The 18,279-nt window shown below is 68.8% G+C and carries 18 protein-coding genes and 1 tRNA gene; 10 read left to right on the plus strand and 9 right to left on the minus strand.

The features are described 5' to 3' along the window. Window positions 1-86 precede the first annotated feature (86 nt). A complete protein-coding gene (locus AB0L65_RS44330) occupies window positions 87-1,046 on the minus strand; it encodes a PDR/VanB family oxidoreductase (protein ID WP_364259012.1) in 960 nt (319 codons plus the stop codon). A 488-nt stretch (window positions 1,047-1,534) separates the two neighbouring features. Between AB0L65_RS44330 and AB0L65_RS44335 the strand changes: the two genes are divergently transcribed. Further along, complete coding sequence (locus tag AB0L65_RS44335) at window positions 1,535-2,857, plus strand: aspartyl protease family protein (protein WP_364259015.1); 1,323 nt, start codon at window positions 1,535-1,537, stop codon at window positions 2,855-2,857. A 119-nt stretch (window positions 2,858-2,976) separates the two neighbouring features. Here the strand turns inward: AB0L65_RS44335 and AB0L65_RS44340 are convergent, their stop codons facing one another. Further along, window positions 2,977-4,197, minus strand: coding sequence for an MFS transporter (locus AB0L65_RS44340; RefSeq protein WP_364259018.1), 1,221 nt, complete (start codon window positions 4,195-4,197; stop codon window positions 2,977-2,979). A 221-nt stretch (window positions 4,198-4,418) separates the two neighbouring features. Here AB0L65_RS44340 and AB0L65_RS44345 point away from each other — a divergent pair, with 221 nt between their 5' ends. From AB0L65_RS44345 to AB0L65_RS44355, 3 genes are all read left to right on the plus strand, one after another. Continuing rightward, entirely contained in the window at window positions 4,419-4,958 is a 540-nt protein-coding gene (locus AB0L65_RS44345; RefSeq protein WP_364259021.1) for a hypothetical protein, read from the plus strand. A 140-nt stretch (window positions 4,959-5,098) separates the two neighbouring features. Then, complete coding sequence (locus AB0L65_RS44350; RefSeq protein ID WP_364259024.1) at window positions 5,099-5,482, plus strand: hypothetical protein; 384 nt, start codon at window positions 5,099-5,101, stop codon at window positions 5,480-5,482. A 151-nt stretch (window positions 5,483-5,633) separates the two neighbouring features. Continuing rightward, window positions 5,634-7,286: an FAD-binding dehydrogenase gene (locus AB0L65_RS44355; protein WP_364259027.1), complete on the plus strand. Its 1,653-nt coding sequence runs from the start codon at window positions 5,634-5,636 to the stop codon at window positions 7,284-7,286. Between the two features lies 1 nt (window position 7,287). Here the strand turns inward: AB0L65_RS44355 and AB0L65_RS44360 are convergent, their stop codons facing one another. Together AB0L65_RS44360 and AB0L65_RS44365 are read right to left on the minus strand one after the other, a co-directional pair. Continuing rightward, window positions 7,288-7,632 (minus strand): hypothetical protein, encoded by a 345-nt coding sequence (locus AB0L65_RS44360; protein ID WP_364259030.1) that lies wholly within the window; start codon window positions 7,630-7,632, stop codon window positions 7,288-7,290. A 167-nt stretch (window positions 7,633-7,799) separates the two neighbouring features. Then, window positions 7,800-8,777 (minus strand): NAD-dependent epimerase/dehydratase family protein, encoded by a 978-nt coding sequence (locus tag AB0L65_RS44365; RefSeq protein ID WP_364259033.1) that lies wholly within the window; start codon window positions 8,775-8,777, stop codon window positions 7,800-7,802. A gap of 161 nt (window positions 8,778-8,938) precedes the next feature. Here AB0L65_RS44365 and AB0L65_RS44370 point away from each other — a divergent pair, with 161 nt between their 5' ends. Together AB0L65_RS44370 and AB0L65_RS44375 are read left to right on the plus strand one after the other, a co-directional pair. Next, entirely contained in the window at window positions 8,939-10,306 is a 1,368-nt protein-coding gene (locus AB0L65_RS44370; RefSeq protein ID WP_364259036.1) for an ATP-binding protein, read from the plus strand. A gap of 30 nt (window positions 10,307-10,336) precedes the next feature. Continuing rightward, window positions 10,337-10,642: a pyrophosphatase gene (locus tag AB0L65_RS44375; RefSeq protein WP_350733106.1), complete on the plus strand. Its 306-nt coding sequence runs from the start codon at window positions 10,337-10,339 to the stop codon at window positions 10,640-10,642. A gap of 185 nt (window positions 10,643-10,827) precedes the next feature. Here AB0L65_RS44375 and AB0L65_RS44380 read toward each other — a convergent pair whose 3' ends face one another. Next, entirely contained in the window at window positions 10,828-12,615 is a 1,788-nt protein-coding gene (locus AB0L65_RS44380; protein WP_364259039.1) for a bifunctional metallophosphatase/5'-nucleotidase, read from the minus strand. Window positions 12,616-12,777: 162 nt separating this feature from the next. Here AB0L65_RS44380 and mshD point away from each other — a divergent pair, with 162 nt between their 5' ends. Then, complete coding sequence (mshD, locus tag AB0L65_RS44385; protein ID WP_364259042.1) at window positions 12,778-13,716, plus strand: mycothiol synthase; 939 nt, start codon at window positions 12,778-12,780, stop codon at window positions 13,714-13,716. Here mshD and AB0L65_RS44390 read toward each other — a convergent pair. The 3 genes from AB0L65_RS44390 to dcd form a co-directional block, all read right to left on the minus strand. Beyond that, window positions 13,691-14,695 carry an inorganic phosphate transporter gene (locus AB0L65_RS44390; RefSeq protein WP_355204167.1) on the minus strand — a complete coding sequence of 335 codons (1,005 nt, stop codon included), beginning with the start codon at window positions 14,693-14,695 and terminating at the stop codon, window positions 13,691-13,693. The genes mshD and AB0L65_RS44390 overlap by 26 nt on opposite strands. An 8-nt stretch (window positions 14,696-14,703) precedes the next feature. Beyond that, window positions 14,704-15,321 carry a DUF47 family protein gene (locus tag AB0L65_RS44395; protein ID WP_043625094.1) on the minus strand — a complete coding sequence of 206 codons (618 nt, stop codon included), beginning with the start codon at window positions 15,319-15,321 and terminating at the stop codon, window positions 14,704-14,706. 167 nt (window positions 15,322-15,488) lie between these two features. Further along, complete coding sequence (gene dcd / locus AB0L65_RS44400; RefSeq protein ID WP_364259045.1) at window positions 15,489-16,178, minus strand: dCTP deaminase; 690 nt, start codon at window positions 16,176-16,178, stop codon at window positions 15,489-15,491. Between dcd and AB0L65_RS44405 the strand changes: the two genes are divergently transcribed. Then, window positions 16,164-16,237, plus strand: a tRNA-Gly gene (locus tag AB0L65_RS44405). The genes dcd and AB0L65_RS44405 overlap by 15 nt on opposite strands. An 82-nt stretch (window positions 16,238-16,319) precedes the next feature. Here AB0L65_RS44405 and AB0L65_RS44410 read toward each other — a convergent pair. Then, window positions 16,320-16,943, minus strand: a complete 624-nt coding sequence (locus AB0L65_RS44410) for a hypothetical protein (protein ID WP_364259048.1) — start codon at window positions 16,941-16,943, stop codon at window positions 16,320-16,322. A gap of 120 nt (window positions 16,944-17,063) precedes the next feature. On the opposite strand from AB0L65_RS44410, the gene AB0L65_RS44415 reads away from it, so the two are divergent. Both AB0L65_RS44415 and AB0L65_RS44420 read left to right on the plus strand, forming a co-directional pair. Further along, window positions 17,064-17,639 carry a hypothetical protein gene (locus AB0L65_RS44415; protein ID WP_364259051.1) on the plus strand — a complete coding sequence of 192 codons (576 nt, stop codon included), beginning with the start codon at window positions 17,064-17,066 and terminating at the stop codon, window positions 17,637-17,639. 312 nt (window positions 17,640-17,951) lie between these two features. Continuing rightward, on the plus strand, window positions 17,952-18,254 hold the full coding sequence (locus tag AB0L65_RS44420) for a hypothetical protein (protein WP_364259054.1): 303 nt from the start codon (window positions 17,952-17,954) through the stop codon (window positions 18,252-18,254). The last annotated feature ends 25 nt before the right edge of the window (window positions 18,255-18,279 follow it).

Below are 18,279 nucleotides of genomic sequence, written 5' to 3' on the forward strand. Positions count from 1 at the left end.
GGGCGTCGACGGTGGCTTGCGGGTGCGGGCCCATGCCGGTCCCGCGGAACAACGGGCAGGCGGCGGGGGCGTGCGCGAAGCGGCGGTCACAGATCGAGGACCAGCCGAGGGCTGCGAGAGCGGGAGACGCAGATCATCATGATCTCGTTGGCCTCCCGTTCTTCCGCGCTGAGCACGGAGTCACGGTGGTCGGGCTCCCCTTCCAGCACCTCGGTCTCGCAGGTGCCGCAGATGCCCTCGGCGCAGGAGGAGAGCGCAGTGACGCCGGCCTCCCGGACGGCCTCCAGCACGCTGAGGTCCGGTGGTACGCGGACGATCACCCCGGACCGGTCGAGCACCACCTCGAAGGTGTTCTCCGACGCCGTCTCCCTCTTCTTGGCCTGGAACCGCTCCACTTGGAGCGCCCCGGACGGCCAGGCACCGCACCAGTCCTCGACCGCCTTGAGCAGCGGCTCGGGGCCGCAGCAGTAGACCAAGGTGTCGGCATCGGGCTCACCGAGGAAGCCGTCCAGGTCGAGCAGGCCATGCTGGTCCTGCGGGCGGACGGTCACCGCGTCGCCATAGGCGGCCAGTTCGTCCAGGAACGCCATCGAGGAGCGGGTCCGGCCGCCGTACAACAGCCGCCAGTCCGCGCCTGCGGCCTGGGCCGCGACCAGCATCGGCAGCAACGGCGTGATCCCGATGCCGCCCGCCACGAACCTGTAGCGCCGGGCCGGCCGAAGGGCGAAGTTGTTGCGGGGTCCCCGTACCCGCACCTGCGCGCCCGGGTGAAGTCTGCCGTGGATGTGGGCGGATCCTCCGCGGCCGTCCGGTACGCGCAACACGCCGATCCGCCACGCCGTGCGGTCGCCGGGGGCACCGCACAAGGAATAGCTGCGGACCAGGCCGTCGTCGAGCAGCAGGTCGATGTGGGCGCCGGGCTCCCACTCCGGCAGCGGGGCGCCGCCGGGATGACGAAGCGTCAGGACGGCTACGCCGTCGGCGGCGTCGGCCCGTTCCGCGACAACGAGCCCGCTCTCGAACTCGCGAGTGGAGGAGTTGCTCACGTTGGTTTCCCGCTTTCACAGGAGACGGAGCGACGCCCACGCCGCCGAAGCAAGGCTTCCGACGCATGAGCTGACGCTGGGGACGAGTCAGTTCATGGATCGCGCGACGGAAGGCAGAGCAACGGACGACGATTTCCGCGGCCAACTCTAGCGGACGTACAGGACCTGCGTTATCTGATCGTTACATTAAGTTCGACCGGAATGCCCGCCGCATGTCACGGCTTCTCGGCGGCGGCCGCCGCCGCCGAGACTGTGACACAACCATGACGCGGCGCGAACGAGGCGGGGACGCGGCCGGCCGACAGTGGACGGGGTTGACCGGCGGGCGAGTCACGGAGCGTGCTGCGAAGCGATCCGGCCGCCCGCATCGGGACGACGCCTCAAGGCCCGGCACCACGGCGTCGCCCTCATCAAGCAGGGCGAGACGAACCGGCCGGAGCCGCCGGGACAGAACGTTACGACGAAGACGATCACGAAAAGGAGAAGGTGTGGCTGATGACGGGAAATGGGACCGGCGTTCGCTGTTTCAGGGCGCTGCCGTGCTGGCCGGCGCCGCCGCGGCCGGGCCGCTGATGGGCAGGGCAGCCACGGCGCTGGCCGACAGCGGTGACGCCGACGCGCTGTTCAAGGCCGGGAAGTTCGAGCAGGCCGGCCGGGCGTACGAGGAGATCCTCAAGGCAGACCCTGCGAACCTGCACGCGGCCCGCCGGCGCGGCTATGTCGGGCTGCTGTCCAACCGGTTCGCCGACGCCGAGAAATACCTCAAGATGGCCATCGACCTGGCGCCCGACGACAAGGAAACCAACGGGCTCCTGGGCGACTGCTACATCCGGCAGGACAAGTTCGGCCTGTCCGCACCGCATTGGAAAGCGGCCGGTGAGGACGGCTACGCCAAGTGGTTCGCGGCGGTCAGCGGCGAGGCGTACCAGGTCAACGGCGACCTCGCGCGGCTGGAAATCAAGCAGATGGACCCGATTCCGCTGGTAGAGGCCTCGGTCAACGGCGGACCGACGAAGCGCTTCATGTTCTACACCGGCGCCCCGAATCTGAGCATGCGGGCGTCGGTGGCCAAGGAGGCCGGGCTGAGTCCCGTTGCCAGTCAGAAGGTCGAGTACGAGAACGGCATCATATGGGCGTACTACGGGATACTGGACTCCTTCAAGCTGGGTGGCATCGAACTGCGCAACGTCCCGGTGGGCTGGTCGTCGACGGAGTCGGGCGAGGATGTCGGAACTGACAGCGACGGCCTGATCGGCACGTGGGTCTTCTACCACTTGTTGACCACCTTCGACTATGCGGGCCGGCAACTGATCCTGCGCCGCCGCACCCCCGAAACGGCCAGGAAGGCACGCGCCGCCGCCAAACAGGCGGGCGCACAGTCCCTTCCAATTTGGCTGGCCCGTGAGCAATACCTGCACAGCACGGGCAGCTTCGCCGGCACCGCCGGCTCCCGCACAGGGGTGGTGGGCGTCAACTTCGGCGGAACCAGCGAGATCGTGGCGGGCTTGCGGGGAAGAACGGCCGAGCAGTTGGGAGTCCGCAGCGACTACGACCGCGAGATCGGGACTTTCGGCAGCAGCCACCCGGCCGTCGTCTACCCCTGCTACCCGAAGGAGATCCGCCTCGGCAACGCCGTCGCCAAGGAGGTCTACTGCTACACGAACCCGAACCAGCCGGCCAACGTGCCCTGGCCTTATGGGACAGGGTTCGACTCGATGGGCTGGTTTTCCCACTGCTTCTGGAAGCCCTATAACATCACCGTCGACTTCACCGACATGAACCTCTACATCGCCCGCGGCAAGGCCACCTGATCAGGAGCCACGTGGAGCTGCCGGCGGGGTAAGGGCAAACCAGACGCCCGCACCCCCTCGCCCGGTGCCGTACCAGGCAGCGTCCCCCGGGCGCCACAGTAGCCCAGCGGCAAGCCGCGTCAGGCGGCCGGGGCGGCGACGGCGTCGGGTGGGAGGTGGCGGGAGAGGCGCAGGAGGGTGAGGGCGGCCAGCGCGAGCAGGACGGTGAGCGTGCCCCACAGCAGCGCGGGCGCGGCGCCCAGCAGGGCCGAGAAGGCGGCCGGGGCGACGACGTTGCCGATGGCCCAGGTCTGCTGGTGGATCGCCAGGTAGCGGCCGCGGAGGGCCGGTGGTGCCGTCGCCGCGGCCAGGGCCCACGACGGGGTGGCGTGCATCAGCTCACCCACCGTGAAGACGAGGGTGGCCGTCACCAGGGCGATGACGCGCGGTGGTCCCGGTGGGAACGCGGCCGCCGCGGCGTACGCGACGCACGACACGATCAGGACCGCCCCGCCGAGGGCCATGGCGTGGGTACGGCGGGCGGCGCGCTGCCGTCGCCGGACCGCGAGCTGGCCCACGGCCACCAGGATCGTGTTGAGCGTGTACAGCAGGCCCAGCAGCCAGGCGGGGGCGCCGAGCACCGTGACGGCGTACACCGGCAGCGCGACCGGAAGGACCAGGCGTGTCAGCGTGAACGCCTGCTCGGCCGCCACCAGCCCGAGGAACGGCCGGTCCGCCAGGACCCGCCGGTACCCGCCCCGCTCCGGGAGCACCGGCTCGATCGGTACGCGCCTCCCCGACAGGACCAGGCAGCCGGTGGCCACGACGAAGCTGGCCGCGTTGACCGACGCGATGATCACGAAGCCGGTCGTGCCGCCCAGCGACACCACCCCCGCCGACAGCAGCCCGCCCAGGCCGAACGCGACGTTCCTGGCGGTCGACATCAGCGCGTACAGCCGGTCCCGGTCCGCGCCCGTGGCCAGGACCGAGATGTAGCCGCCGGAGGCGGGATAGTAGGCCCGATCTCCGAACGCGACCACCGCCGCGACCACGATCAACGCGGCGAAGCCGTCCACGAACGGGTACGCGGCGAAGCCCAGCCCGCGCAGCACGTACGTGCCCATCAGTACCCGCCGCGCGTCGAACCGGTCGATGAGCACGCCGGCCACCGGATTGGCGGCCAGCCCCACCGCGGCCGCGGCCGTCACCCCCAGCCCGACCACGGTCATGGGCAGGCCGGTGACCCGGTGGATGAACAGCAGGGTGAGCGGGTAGTACAGGCCGCTGCCCAGGGCGTCCACGAACATCCCGACGAGAAACGGCCGCACGCCCGACTGGCGCTGCGCGGAGGCGATCGACATGACCAGGAGTATCAGCACGCGCGAGGGCCGTCGCGGATCGGCCGCCCGCCCTAGACGTTCTACGCCGATGGTCCTAGCACCCGGGTGAGCGCTGCGGCGATCCACGTAAAAGGCCAGGTCAGGAACCGTGCGACACGCTCTTGGGGCGAATGGGGCCCATCGCTTGCGGGTATCGGTCGCATGCATCTCCGCCAACACGACCAGGCCTGAAAGGGAATCAGATGACCCAGACCGCAGAGCGTACCGAGACGACTGAGCGCGAAACCGAAGAGCGCGAGGCGTTCGAGTCGCTGATGTTCGCCGCCCTCGCGGCCCGCCGTGAGGAAGGCACCGAGACCGGCATCGAGCACCCGCTGCTGCTGGCCGCGCTCATGCGCCGCCGCAGAGAAGGCGGTACGAGCATGATCGAGCACCCGCTCCTGCTCGCCATGCTCATGCGCCGCCGCTCGGAAGGCGAGGAAACCGGCATCGAGCACCCGCTCCTCCTCGCCATGCTCATGCGCCGCCGCAGAGAAGGCGGTACGAGCATGATCGAGCACCCCCTCCTGCTCGCCATGCTCATGCGCCGCCGCACGGAAGGCGAAGAGACCGGCATCGAGCACCCGCTGATGCTGGCCGCGCTCATGCGCCGCCGCAGGGAGAGCGGCATGAACATCATGGAGCACCCTCTCCTGCTCGCCGCGCTCATGCGCCGCCGCACGGAAGGCGAAGAAGCCGGCATCGAGCACCCGCTGATGCTGGCCGCCCTTGCGTCCCGATAGGCACCCGACAGCCGCCCGACAGCCGCCCGACGACCACCCGACGACCGCGCCCGCCGGCCCGCAAGGAAGAACGCCGTCTCCTGGTTTCCCGGCAAGGGGAAATCGGGAGACGGCTCACACCGACCGAAAAGGAGCACCTCATGGCGCCGGAGCAAACCGGTAACTCATCCGAGCACAACCCTCTGGAGTCCATGATCGACGACCTCATCCGCGACATCCTCAGCGAGTCCGGCCAGACCACCAAAGCCCGCGCACGCGGCGTGGATCCCATGGCGAGCCTGATCGAATCGGCCCTGTCGTCGACCTCGCGTACGGCGTCGAAGGCGTCGCCGATGGAACGGCTCCTGCTCACGCAGGTGTTGTCGTCCGCGTTGGCGGACGCGCTCGCGCCGGCGCTGGCAGAGGTCCTGGCGCCCGAGATCATGAAGTCCCTGGAGCATCATCTGTCTCCCGGCCCGACCAGCGGCATGGCTTCGACGCGCAGCACCGCCAAAGGAGCAACGGGGAGCAGAAGAAAGACCTGAGTCTCCGGCCGCGGCGACAGGGCCCGGCCGCCGTCCGGCAGCAGCCCCGCGACGGCGGCCGGGCCCTGCTGCCTGACGGACCGGGGCAGGCGCCCGAAAACAGGGCCCAGGCGCCTTATGGCGCGTGCTGATCAGGTGGAATCATCGGCGCATGAACGCTGACGTCATCGTCGTCGGGGCCGGGCTGGCCGGTCTGGTGGCGACCTGCGAACTGGTCTCCCGAGGCAAGAAGGTCGCCGTGGTCGACCAGGAGAACGCCGCCAACCTGGGCGGCCAGGCCTTCTGGTCGTTCGGTGGGCTGTTCCTGGTCGACTCGCCGCAGCAGCGGCGGCTGGGCGTGAAGGACTCCTTCGAGCTGGCCTGGAACGACTGGCAGGGCAGCGCCCAGTTCGACCGCCTGGACGACGAGGACTCCTGGGCCGTGCGGTGGGCTCGGGCCTACGTCGAGTTCGCCGCCGGGGAGAAGCGGGCCTGGCTGGACGGCCTGGGCATCAAGTTCCTGCCCACGGTCGGCTGGGCGGAGCGGGGTGACCTGCGCGCGGACGGGCACGGCAACTCCGTGCCGCGCTTCCACGTCACCTGGGGGACGGGGCCGGGGGTGCTGAAGCCGTTCGTCCGCAGGGTCCGGCAGGCGGCCGGCAGCGGGCTGGTCACCTTCCACCACCGTCACCAGGTGGACGAGCTGATCGTCAGCGGCGGAGCCGTACAGGGGGTGCGTGGCACGCTGCTGGCCGAGGACGACTCGCCGCGAGGAGTGGCCTCCAACCGCGACAGGATCGGCGAGTTCGAGCTGACGGCACCGGCGGTGATCATCACCAGCGGCGGCATCGGCGGCAACCACGACCTGGTGCGCCGCTACTGGCCGGAGCGGATGGGCAGCGCGCCGGAGAGCATGGTCACGGGCGTGCCGGCGTACGTGGACGGCCGGATGCTCGACATCAGCGCCGAGGCCGGGGCGCGGCTGGTCAACCGCGACCGCATGTGGCACTACACGGAGGGCCTGCGCAACTGGGACCCGATCTGGCCGGGCCACGGCATCCGGATCCTGCCCGGCCCCTCCTCGATGTGGTTCGACGCGCTGGGGCGGCGGCTGCCCGACCCCTGCCTGCCCGGCTACGACACGCTGAGCACGCTGCGCCACCTGCGCGGCACCGGCCACGACCACTCCTGGTTCGTGCTCACCCAGAAGATCATCGAGAAGGAGTTCGCCCTGTCGGGCTCCGAGCAGAACCCCGACATCACGGGCAACGACCGCAGGGCGTTCCTCCGGGAACGCCTCCTCGGGAAGGGCGCCCCGGCCCCGGTGGAGGCGTTCAAGCGCAACGGCGCCGACTTCGTCGTGGCCGCCACCTTGGACGAACTGGTCGCCAAGATGAACCAGCTGACGCTCGAACCCCTGCTCGACGCCGACCTCGTGCGCCGCCAGATCGAGGCCCGCGACCTGCAGGTGGCCAACCCGTTCAGCAAGGACTCCCAGATCCAGGGCATCCGCAACGCCCGCCGCTACCTCGGCGACAAGCTGGGCCGGACCGTCGCCCCGCACCGGATCCTCGATCCCGCCGCCGGGCCGCTGATCGGGGTCATGCTCCACGTACTCACGCGCAAGACCCTCGGCGGCATCCAGACCGACCTCGACTCCCGCGCCCTGGGGCCGACCGGCGAGCCCGTCGACGGCCTGTTCGCAGCGGGTGAGATCGCGGGCTTCGGCGGTGGCGGCGTCCACGGCTACAACGCCCTCGAAGGCACCTTCCTCGGCGGCTGCCTCTTCTCCGGCCGCCAGGCCGGCCGCGCCGCGGCACGCTGAGCTATTTCCACAGGTAGTCGTGACGTGGCGAGGCCCGGCCGATGAGAACGCCGCCGTCGCGGACCTGCCACTCCTGCTGCCCCTCGACCTCGTGGAACACGAGGAAGAGGCCGCAGACGCGGTCGCCGTCCGCATCCGTGGGCGGCAGGGCGGCGATCCGGCGGATCAGCGCGAGAACCTCGCCGGATCGGCCCTCGCGGACGGCACGCGCGTAGCAGGCGGCATCGAGCCAGCCCCCTTCGGGAAAGGCCCAGCCCTCCGTCTCGCCCTGCCGGATGATCCGCTCCGCCTCGGATCGTTGACCCGAGAACTCCAGCCAGCCGCGTATGTAGACCCACGCACTCATAACCACATGATGGCTTGCGGGAAGTCGAGAGCATTTGTCGGAATTGCCTGCGGCGGCCACCGCCCGGACGGCAGACTGTTGCCGCGGCCATCACGAGCCTTTCTCCGTTCTCTGACGAGAGCCCGCGGAGAGGGCCGGGGTGGCCGTCACCATTTCCCCGGACACCCTCAGCCCAGCAGCCGGGCTTCCACCTCCGGGGCGAGGCCGACGCCCGGCCGGTCCGGGCGCGTCGGAGGCCGGCCGCCGATGCTCCGGAGCCACTCCCACGTGTCGGCCACCGTCTCCTCCAGCGGACGGCACCGCAGACCCGCCGCCACCGCCTTGGACACGTCGCCCCCGTGCATGAAGTCGTAGCCCTCGCCCACCAGCCAGATCGGCAGGTCCGTCCACGGTTTCACGCCCGCCGCCAGGATCCGCTCGGCCGCCACCCAGCGCAGCTCCGCGTCCGATCCGGTCACCTTGACGCAGGTCTCCAGGAGCTGCCTCATCGTCGCGAACCCCGGCGGGCTCACCACGTCATAGGCCCCGCCGAGCCCGCGCCCGGCCGCCGCCAGGCACCAGCCGGCCAGGTCGCGGGCGTCGATGTACTGCAGGCCGAGGTCGCGCGGCTCCGGGGCGAGCACCGGGCCGCCGCGGGCGATCCGGCTCAGCCACCAGGGCAGACGCCCGATGTTCTCGTACGGGCCCAGGATCAGGCCCGCGCGGGCCAGCAGCGCCCGGTCCCCGAACGCCGCGACCGCCCCGGCCTCCGCACCCGCCTTGTCCTTGGCGTAGTCGCCGTCGCCGTCGTCCGCCGCCACCGCCACGACCGGGGCGCTCTCGTCCGCGCCGAACGGCACCGGCGGCGCGTACACCGACCGGCTGGACACGTAGACGTAATGGCCGGCCCGGCCGGCCAGGAACGACGCGGCCGCACCGACCGCGGCCCGCGCCCACGACCAGGTGTCGACCACCACGTCCCACTCCCCGCGCTCCAGCGCCGCCAGCCCGCCGGGGGCCGTGCGGTCGCCGCGCAGCGCCGTCATGCCGGCCCGCGGCTGGTGGGTGCCGCGATTGAACGTCGTCACCTCCCAGCCCAGCGCCACCGCCTCATCGACGAACGCCCGCCCCACGAACTCCGTGCCGCCCAACACCAAAAGCCTCATGGCATCCACCATGGCCTGGCGGATTCGGGCGCGGTAGGTGTGCACGCCCTCAGCGGAATCGCCACCAGCGAATATGCCGGGGCGGACGCGGGCCCGGTCATGTTGCGACGGCCCTGCGCGGGTAAATGTCACAGACAGTGATGAAGTCGGGACGGGACGGGATGGTGAGACGGCTGTTTCCACGCTCGATCCGCGCACGCCTGACCACGGTCGCGACCTTGATAGCGGCCGTGGTCTTCATCGCGACCGCCACCATCACGCTCGCCACCGTGCCCGACAACCTGCGCAACGTGGTCCAGACGAGGGTCGAGCTGGCGGCACGGCGGGTCGCCGCCGAGGCACGTACCGGAAACCTGTCCCCGGTGCTGGAGACGCCGTCACGCGTCCACATCCTCCAGGTGGTCTCGGCTGACGGCAGGCTGCTCGCGAGCAGCCCCGGCCTGGCCCAGGACCTGCGGCTGGGGGACCTCAAGCCCACCTGGCCCCAGGTCGTCCGCGTCGGCGAGCGCACCGTGTCCCGCCACCCCGACGAGCCCGAGACCCACTACCTGGTCATGGCGATCGCGGCGCAGACCCCTCAGGGCCCTGTGACGGTCTACGGGGCGTCCTCGCTGGCCGACGTGGACCGAGCCCTCAACTGGATATATGTCCTGGTGTTCATCGGCACTCCGCTCATCCTGGTGAGCGTGGCGGGCATCACCTGGATCTCGGTCGGGTCCGCGTTGCGCCCCGTCGAACGCATCCGTGCGGAAATGGCCGAGATCACCGGCCAGGACCTCAGCAGGCGCGTGCCCGTGCCCGACACCGGCGACGAGATCACCGACCTCGCCGCCACCACCAACGACACCCTCGACCGCCTCGAACGCTCCGCCGAGACCCAGCGCCGCTTCGTCGCCGACGCCTCCCACGAGCTCCGCAGCCCCATCTCGGCCCTGCGCGCCCAGCTGGAGGTGGCCCACGCCTACCCCGACGAGACGGACTGGCAGGCCACCGGCGAGCAGGCGCTGGCCGCCGCCGACCGCCTGGCCGGCATCATCGACGAGCTGCTGATGCTGGCCCGGCTGGACGCCGGCGCGGTCGGCGAGCGCCGTGTGGTGGACCTGGCTCGCGTGGCGATGGACCACGTCCGCCGCCGCGAGGGCAACCGGGTGCCCATCATCCCCGACGTGTGCGCCGCGGCGCCCGTCCACGGTTCCCTCATGCAGCTCGACCGGCTGCTGACCAACCTGCTCGACAACGCCACCCGGCACGCCGCCACCCGCATCGACCTGGAGGTGGCCGTGGAGGGCGACAAGGTGATCGTCACGGTGACCGACGACGGCGACGGCATCCCGCCGGAGGATCGGGAGCGGGTCTTCGAACGCTTCACCCGCCTGGCCGCCGCCAGGGCCAAGGACAAGGGCGGCAGCGGACTCGGCCTGGCCCTGTGCCGCGACATCGCCGCGGCCCACGACGGCACCCTCACCATCGCCGACCACTCACCCGGGGCCCGCTTCGTGGTCGTCCTCCCCCTTTACGGGGAGCCGTGATCGGCCGGGGTCTGCCGTAGGCTCGCGCCCATGGATCTGCGCCAGCTCGCCGCCGAGATCGAACCCATTTCCAGCCGGTACGCGGACAAGCTCGGGATCGAGCGCGACGACACCTGGTTCCTGCTCAAGCTCCAGGAGGAGATCGGCGAGCTGACCCAGGCGTTCCTCATGCGCTCCGGCCGGGCCAGGACCAAGGGGCGCACGGCGGACGAGCTGGACGCGGGGTTCCGGGAGGAGCTGGCCGACGTGCTGTGCCACGTGGTCCTCCTGGCCCACCATCACGGGGTGGACCTGGAGGCGGAGGTGGCGCGCAAGTGGCTGGCCTGGAAGCGCTGATGCGTGCGCCGTTACGGCGGCCGGCCCCGTGCGGGTCAGCGGGCGTCACCCTGGAGGCCCCTCGCCACGTGCGGCGGGTGGTGCCGCCCGTGCTCTGCCGTACAGGATGAAGGAGCCCCGCCACGTGCGGCGGGAAAAGGGGCGGCCCGCCCGAGAGGAAACGGGCGGGCCGGAGGGAAGAGAAGCTAGTTGACGGCGGTGATCCGGGTGGTGGCCGGCGGGGCGATGGGGTTGTCCTTGCCGAGCTGCTCGACGAAGGCGTCGATGTCCAGCGGCCCGCTCCACAGGTCGGTGCCGTCCTTGAAGCCCGCGAAGGCGTCGCCGCCGCCCACGAGGAAGTTGTTCGCGGCGACCCGGATCGACTGCGTGTCCGTCACCGGCACCCCGTCGATCTTCATGTCCGACACCTTGGAGCCCCAGGCGGCGCTCCGGCTGTAGGTGTAGGTGAAGTTCGCCGACGGCTGCAGGATCTTGGCGAACGGCTGGTTGTTGGGACCGCCGGTGAACTGCTGCTCGAGCACGGTCTTGAGCTGGGCGCCCGTGAGCGTGACGACCTGCATGAGGTTGTTGAACGGCTGCACGGTGAACGCCTCGCCGTACGTGACGACGCCGTCGCCCTCGTTCGCCGAGGACGTCGCGTACGTCAGGGACGCCCGCACCCCGCCCGGGTTCATCAGGGCGATCTGGGCGTTGCCGCCGGTCTTCGTCCCGGCCAGCTGGCCGTCGGCGATGAGGTCACCGAGCGCGGACTCGCCGGACGGTGCGGCCGTGTTCGTGATGTCGGCGGCGATCTTGCCGACGGGCTTGTTGGCGACGGAGGCGACGCGGTCCTTCCACGTCTGCACGAACGTCGAAATTTCGGGATCCGGGGTGACTGTCCGGGTCACGACGTGGTTGTCCGCGACGACCGAGGCGCGGTCGATGTCCCGCGTCTTGACGTTCACGTTCAGGTCCACCTGCGTGATGACCCGCCCGAACGAGCCGCCCTGCGAGTAGACGCGGTCGTTGCCCGCCGGGTCCTTGACCTTGCACAGGTAGGCCTGGTGGGAGTGCCCGCTGAGCACGACGTCGATCTCCGGGTCCACCTGCGTGGCGATGCGGTTGCCCGCCCCCGGGACGGCGCTGCAGGCGTCGGGCGACTGGCCCGCGTTCACCTGGTCGCCCTCGTGCATCAGGATGACCTGCGCCTTCACCCCGACGAGCTTGAGCAGCTTCGAGGCGACGTTCGCGGCCTTCACCTCGTCCACGAACTTGAGGTCCTTGATCCCCTCGGCCGTGACGATGTTCGGCGTGGTCTGCGTGACGAGGCCGATGAAGCCGATCGGCACGCCGTTCATCCACTTGATGCTGACCGGCGGCAGCGCGGGCACGCCCCAGTCCGACAGGACCTGCTTGACCTGCGCCGAGTCCGAGCCGCCGAGGGCGGCGAGCGCGTCGGTCTTCTCGTTGCGGTTCTTGAACAGGACGTTCGCGCCCACGTAGTCGAACTTCGCGCCCTTCCACGGGCCGGCGGGCGAGCAGCCGTCCACCGGGTGGCAGCCGCCCTTCATGATGCGCCGCAGCTCGGTGTAGCCCTCGTCGAACTCGTGGTTGCCCACCGCGGCCACCTTGAGCCCCAGCTTGCCCATGAACTCGACCGACGGCTCGTCGTGGTAGGCCGCCGAGATCAGCGGCGTCGCCCCGATGAGGTCGCCCTGGGCCACGGCGATGGTGTTCTTGTCGGCCAGGGCCTTCATGTGGGCGGCGACGTACGCGGCGCCACCGGCGTCCACGGTCTGGCCGTTCTCGTCCACCATGCGGCCGGAGGATCCGGTGGGGGGTTCGAGGTTGCCGTGGAAGTCGTTGAGCGCGAGCAGCCGTACGGGCACCGTACCAGGGGCTTTGCTCGCGTCCGCCGGGAGCGTGGCGAGCATGACCGCACCCGAGGCGACGGCTCCGGCCAGCGCCAGCCGGAGGAAGGAACGAGACGTCATGGCCCAAGACGTTACGTTGGGAACCTATGCAGCCAATGGCGCAAAGGTAACGATTTGCCAGGCTGTCACATGGCGTTATTTGCCAGTCATACGCCTAGAGTTCGTTCTGTGAGCGAGCGGGGGGATTGGCGCCACGTGATCGCTCACAGCGAAGGAGGGCCTGTGGGCGAGCATGTGAAGGTCAGGGAACGGCTCGATGACACCGAGGTCGCCTCGGTGCTCGACCTGGTGGAGGCGGCGACGGAGGCCGACGGCGTCCGGCCGCTCAACGAGCACGTGATGCTCCACCTCCGCTACGGGGGCGACCCGCAGGCCCGGTCCCTGCTCCTGGAGGCGGACGGCACGCTCGTGGGCTACGCCCACATCGACCCGACCGACGAGGTCGAGGGCCCGAGCGCCGAGCTGGTCATCCACCCCGCCCACCGCCGTCAGGGTCACGGCGCGCGCCTGCTGAGCGCGGTCGCGGAGCTGGCGGACGGCCGGCCTCGCCTGTGGGCGCACGGCGACCACGCGGGCGCCGGGGCGCTGGCGGCCGCGTTCGGCTTCGAGCGGGTGCGCTCGCTCTGGCAGATGCGCCGCTCCCTCTTCGCCCCCCTTGAGGCTTCCGCCCTGCCCGACGGGGTCGTGCTGCGCACGTTCGTACCGGGTCAGGACGAGGAGGCCTGGCTCAAGGTCAACGCCGCCGCCTTCGCCCACCACCCCGAGCAGGGCGCCTGGACGATGGACGACCTGCTCCGCCGCGAGCAGGAGCCCTGGTTCGACCCGGAGGGGTTCTTCCTGGCCTTCCGCGGCGACCGGCTGGCCGGCTTCCACTGGACGAAGATCCACGGCTCCTCGTCCCACGGCCACGAGCCCCTGGGAGAGGTGTACGTCGTGGGCGTCGACCCCTCGCAGCAGGGCACCGGCCTGGGCAGGACGCTGACCCTGGCCGGGCTGTGCCACCTGCGCTCGCGCGGCCTCGCCCAGGCGATGCTGTACGTGGACGAGGCCAACACGGCGGCGATCAGGTTGTACGAGTCCCTCGGCTTCAACCGCTGGGACGTGGACGTGATGTACGCGCCCGCCGAAGAGGCGGCTACTCCACGATCGAGTGAAGGATGAAGTAGGAGACGGCGGCCACCAGGGCGGCGGCCGGAATGGTCAGGATCCAGGCGGTCACGATGTTCCCGGCGATCCCCCATCGCACGGCGCTGAGCCGCTTGGTGGCTCCCACGCCCATGATCGCCGTGGTGATCGTGTGCGTGGTGGAGATCGGCGCCCCGAACCCGATGGCCGCCCCGTACAGGACCGTCGCCGCCGCCGACTCCGCGGCGAAGCCCTGGGGCGGGTCGAGCGCGATGATGCGCCGGCCCAGCGTGCGCATGATGCGCCAGCCGCCCGCGTACGTCCCCAGCGAGATCGCCCCGGCTGCGGCCAGGATGACCCACTGCGGGATGGGGTCGGACGGATTGGCGAACCCGCCGACGGTGAGCGCCAGGAAGATGACACCCATGGTCTTCTGCGCGTCCTGCAGCCCGTGCCCGAGCGCCATGGCGGCGGCCGAGACGGTCTGCGCGTAGCGGAAGCCGCGGTTGGTCTTGCCCGGCTGGCTGTTGCGGAAGATCCAGTAAATTGCGATCATGATCAGGGCCGCCAGCGTGAACCCGATCAGCGGCGACAGCACCATCGGGATGACGACCTTCTCGACCACGCCGTCCCAGTGCACCACGCTGGCCGAGGCCAGGGCGGAGCCCACCAGTCCGCCGATGAGCGCGTGACTGGAGGAGGAGGGCAGGCCGAAGTACCACGTGATCAGGTTCCAGGAGATCGCACCGATGAGCGCCGCGGCCACGACGACCAGCCCGTGGGGGCCGTCCGGAGCGTCGATGATCCCCTTGCCGACCGTCTGCGCGACCTGGGTGCCCAGGTGGGCGCCGATGAAGTTCATGGCCGCGGCCATGAACAGCGCGGCCCTGGGGGTCAGGGCCCGGGTCGAGACGGAGGTTGCGATGGCGTTCGCCGCGTCATGGAACCCGTTGGTGTAGTCGAAGACCAAAGAGATGACGACCACGCCGATGACGAGGGCGAGCGTAAGGTCCACTACTGGGCCTAGCTTTCCTTGACCGCGATCGACTCGACGGTGTTGGCCACGTGCTCGAAGGCGTCGGCCGCCTCTTCGAGGGCGTCGACGACCTCCTTCATCTTCATGACGGTGAGCGCGTCGTACTCACCGCTGAACAGCTTGGCCAGCAGCCTGCGGTAGACCTGGTCGCCCTGGTTCTCGAGGCGGTTGACCTCGATCCAGTACTCGTTGAGGTTCTTCATGGACCGCAGCCGCGGCATCGCCTCGGCCGTCAGCTCGGCGGCCCGCTCCAGCACCTCGACCTGCCTGACCACGTCTTTCGGCAGGTGGTCGAGCTGGTACAGGACGATCAGGTCGGAGGCCGCCTCCATGGCGTCCATCACGTCGTCGAGGTTGGACGCGAGTCGGTAGATGTCCTCACGGTCGAACGGAGTGATAAAGCTCTCATTGAGCCGGTTCATGATCGCATGGGTGCGTTCGTCCCCGGCGTGCTCGCATGCACGCATCTTCTCGGCCAGGGCCTCCCTGTCCGATCCGTCACTGATGATCTCTACCAGCAAACGGGATGCGGTGACCAGGTTGTTCGCGGAGTCTGCGAACAGGTCGTAGTAGCTGTCCTCACGTGGCGTGAGACGCAGGCGCACGTCGTTCTCCAGATGTGCGGGGATGGTCCGTGGAAAGGGTACGGGCTACCAGGCGAAATGCGAACTTCATGTCCCCTTCTCCTACTGGTTACCCTGCGTATGTTGTGCAACACCCGGGACAGAGGGTACTTTGGTGTCTTTTTTGTCACGTTACCGGGGGACCGATATCAAACCTTGGTCCGATGGAAGTCCCGGAACGACCTCGACGGCGTCGGCCCCCGCTGCCCCTGATACCGCGACCCGTACTTCGCGGACCCGTACGGATGCTCAGCGGGCGAACTGAGCCGGAACACGCACAACTGCCCGATCTTCATCCCCGGCCACAACTTGATCGGCAACGTGGCCACGTTCGACAGCTCCAACGTCACATGCCCGCTGAACCCCGGATCGATGAACCCCGCGGTCGAATGCGTCAGCAACCCGAGCCGCCCCAGCGAACTCTTCCCCTCCAGCCGCGACGCCAGATCATCCGGCAACGTCACCACCTCATAGGTGGAGGCCAGCACGAACTCCCCCGGATGCAGGATGAACGGCTCATCCCCATCGGGCTCGACCATCCGCGTCAGATCCGGCTGCTCGACCGACGGGTCGATGTGCGGGTACCGGTGGTTCTCGAAAACCCGAAAGAATCGGTCAAGCCGTACGTCGATGCTGGAGGGCTGGATCATGTCCAGGTCGAACGGCTCCAGCCCGAGCCGGCCGGCTTCGATCTCGGCAAGGATGTCACGGTCAGATAGCAGCACGGTGAGCAACCTACCGTCCGATCGGAAACTCTGCGGGGTTGGGATTGCTGTTGTGCGCCAAGTTTCCGCTACAGTGGGGGACGCGGCTTCGGGTCGCATGCGGGTGTAGTTCAATGGCAGAACATCAGCTTCCCAAGCTGACAGCGCGGGTTCGATTCCCGTCACCCGCTCCAAGCGCGAGGACCCAAGTCAGGTGTTTTCCCCTGCCTGGGTCTTGATGTACTGCTAACGGTCGACACGGCCTTCGCGGTGTTATCAGTCGAACCAGGCGACCAATCGCACGCCCCCAGGCCCGAACCGCAGCGCCAACGCCTGCATCACCCCGAAGACGTGTTCCCACCCGGTGCCCGGTCCCAGCGCGTCCAGCCGCGTCACCGGGCCATACTCGAGCGTCGCTCCAGAAATCTCCCAGCGACCCATCGGAGCCTCGACAGGCGAGGCACCCAACGGCGGCGTGCCGTACTCCTCCACAACATCCTCGGGCCACTGGCCATCGACCCGATACCGGCTGATCGGCGAGTCAGGTCCTGAGTGAACATCAAGCACCCCCCTGGCGGCGGGACGGACAGTCATATCCAGATCACGCAGCTCCGCCCATGAAACCCACGTGCAGCCATGTATGGCGGCATCGATTCGGACGCAGTCCTCGTAGTCAGTACGAACTGGTTCCGACGCGTCGGCAGGTAGACCACGGCCAGCCGCGACTGGGGTCCAGCCGAGCCGGTTACGGACACCGAAGAGGCAGCCGAACGACTCATAGTCACGGCCGTCATAGAGCGGGTAGAGAGGCATGGACACCGCCCATGCATCCCAGTCGTACCAGTCCTCGTCAGCGCTCGGGTGGCGAGCCTCGATGTAGCCGTAGATGTCAGTGCCCACATCGACAGGTTAGACATGTTCAGATCGTTGCCTTTTGATCGTGTGCCGGAACGTCTCCTCGCAGGCGAATGAAGCCATGACCAGACGGTCGGGCGGGCACGCTCTGATCTAGGGTGCCCTATGGCCGAGAACCGATGGTTTCCACTTGACGATGATGACGAGCCCGATGAGGTTCAGGCTGCTTTCATCGACGCGTTGAGAGAATGCGCAGCGTCGTGGTCGCTGACACCTGATGATGCTGAGGTGCTGCTTCCGGACTATGTTGCTTACGGGTATCGCCCCCAGCTGGGAGAGACATCCTTCGGCAAGCTCCTTGTCTACGCGGATCTGCCGGCCCCTGGATTGCACCTCAGCCTTATGACGGTAGGTGCTTACCTCGATGGATCCAAGATTCACGGCGACCAGCTCCACAACCAGTTGCTGACCTTCCCCGCCGAACCCACGCCCCTCGCCTTCACAGAGTCTGGCAGTCCTGCTGAGTTGGCAGCGAGCACGGCCGATTGGTTCGAAACCATCTGGAGACGTCCAGTCGTTCGCTACGACTGGCTCCTGCTTGGGCAGGTCTACGCGCATAGATTTCTATTCGCAGACACAGGCCAGGGTCTGATCGAGGGCAAAGTCCGTACCACTGCCCTCGGAACACCTGATCGCATTGTCCACGTCCGAGGCGAATCAGGCCTGTCCGAGGGTGGGTGACACATCAACAGCTGACCAGATCACAGTGGAAGCGTTCAGCGTGCCCGTTGCGTGCCCGTTCGGACGGCGACCAGTGGGGAATCACGGAGACGCACGGTCCCTCCACCGGCATCTGCCCAAGTCGGCGTTTCTCCTGCTCAGAGGCCATGATCTTGAAGAATTCCCAAGCTGACAGCGCGGGTTCGATTCCCGTCACCCGCTCTCACTGCGAAAGCCCAGGTAGACCGATGGATTCGGTACCTGGGCTTTGATCTTGTCTAGGGTATTTGATCTCTGCGTGCCATTAGCGTGCCATTGGGCGGAGAGGTGTCTGTGGTCGAGCACAGTTGCGAGTCGATGGTTCGCCAGGTGACCTGGGAGTGCGATCAGCATGCGGACCCGTTCGACTGTCCAGACGCGCTGATCACGTTCAATGAGCGGTTCATCGAGTACGGCTTGATCATCCATGACGGTGGGACATCCGTCATCGTCATCTCCTACTGCCCGTGGTGTGGGATGCGGCTAACTGAATCTCGGCGGGACCGGTGGTTCGATGCGCTGGAGGCTCTCGGAGTCGACCCGTCGACTGACGAGATCCCGACCGAGTACCAAGACGGACGCTGGCTGCAGTCTTGATCGCGTAAGCCGGGGAGAGCGTCGC

Source organism: Nonomuraea sp. NPDC052116 (assembly GCF_040680035.1).
GTDB lineage: Bacteria > Actinomycetota > Actinomycetes > Streptosporangiales > Streptosporangiaceae > Nonomuraea > Nonomuraea angiospora_A.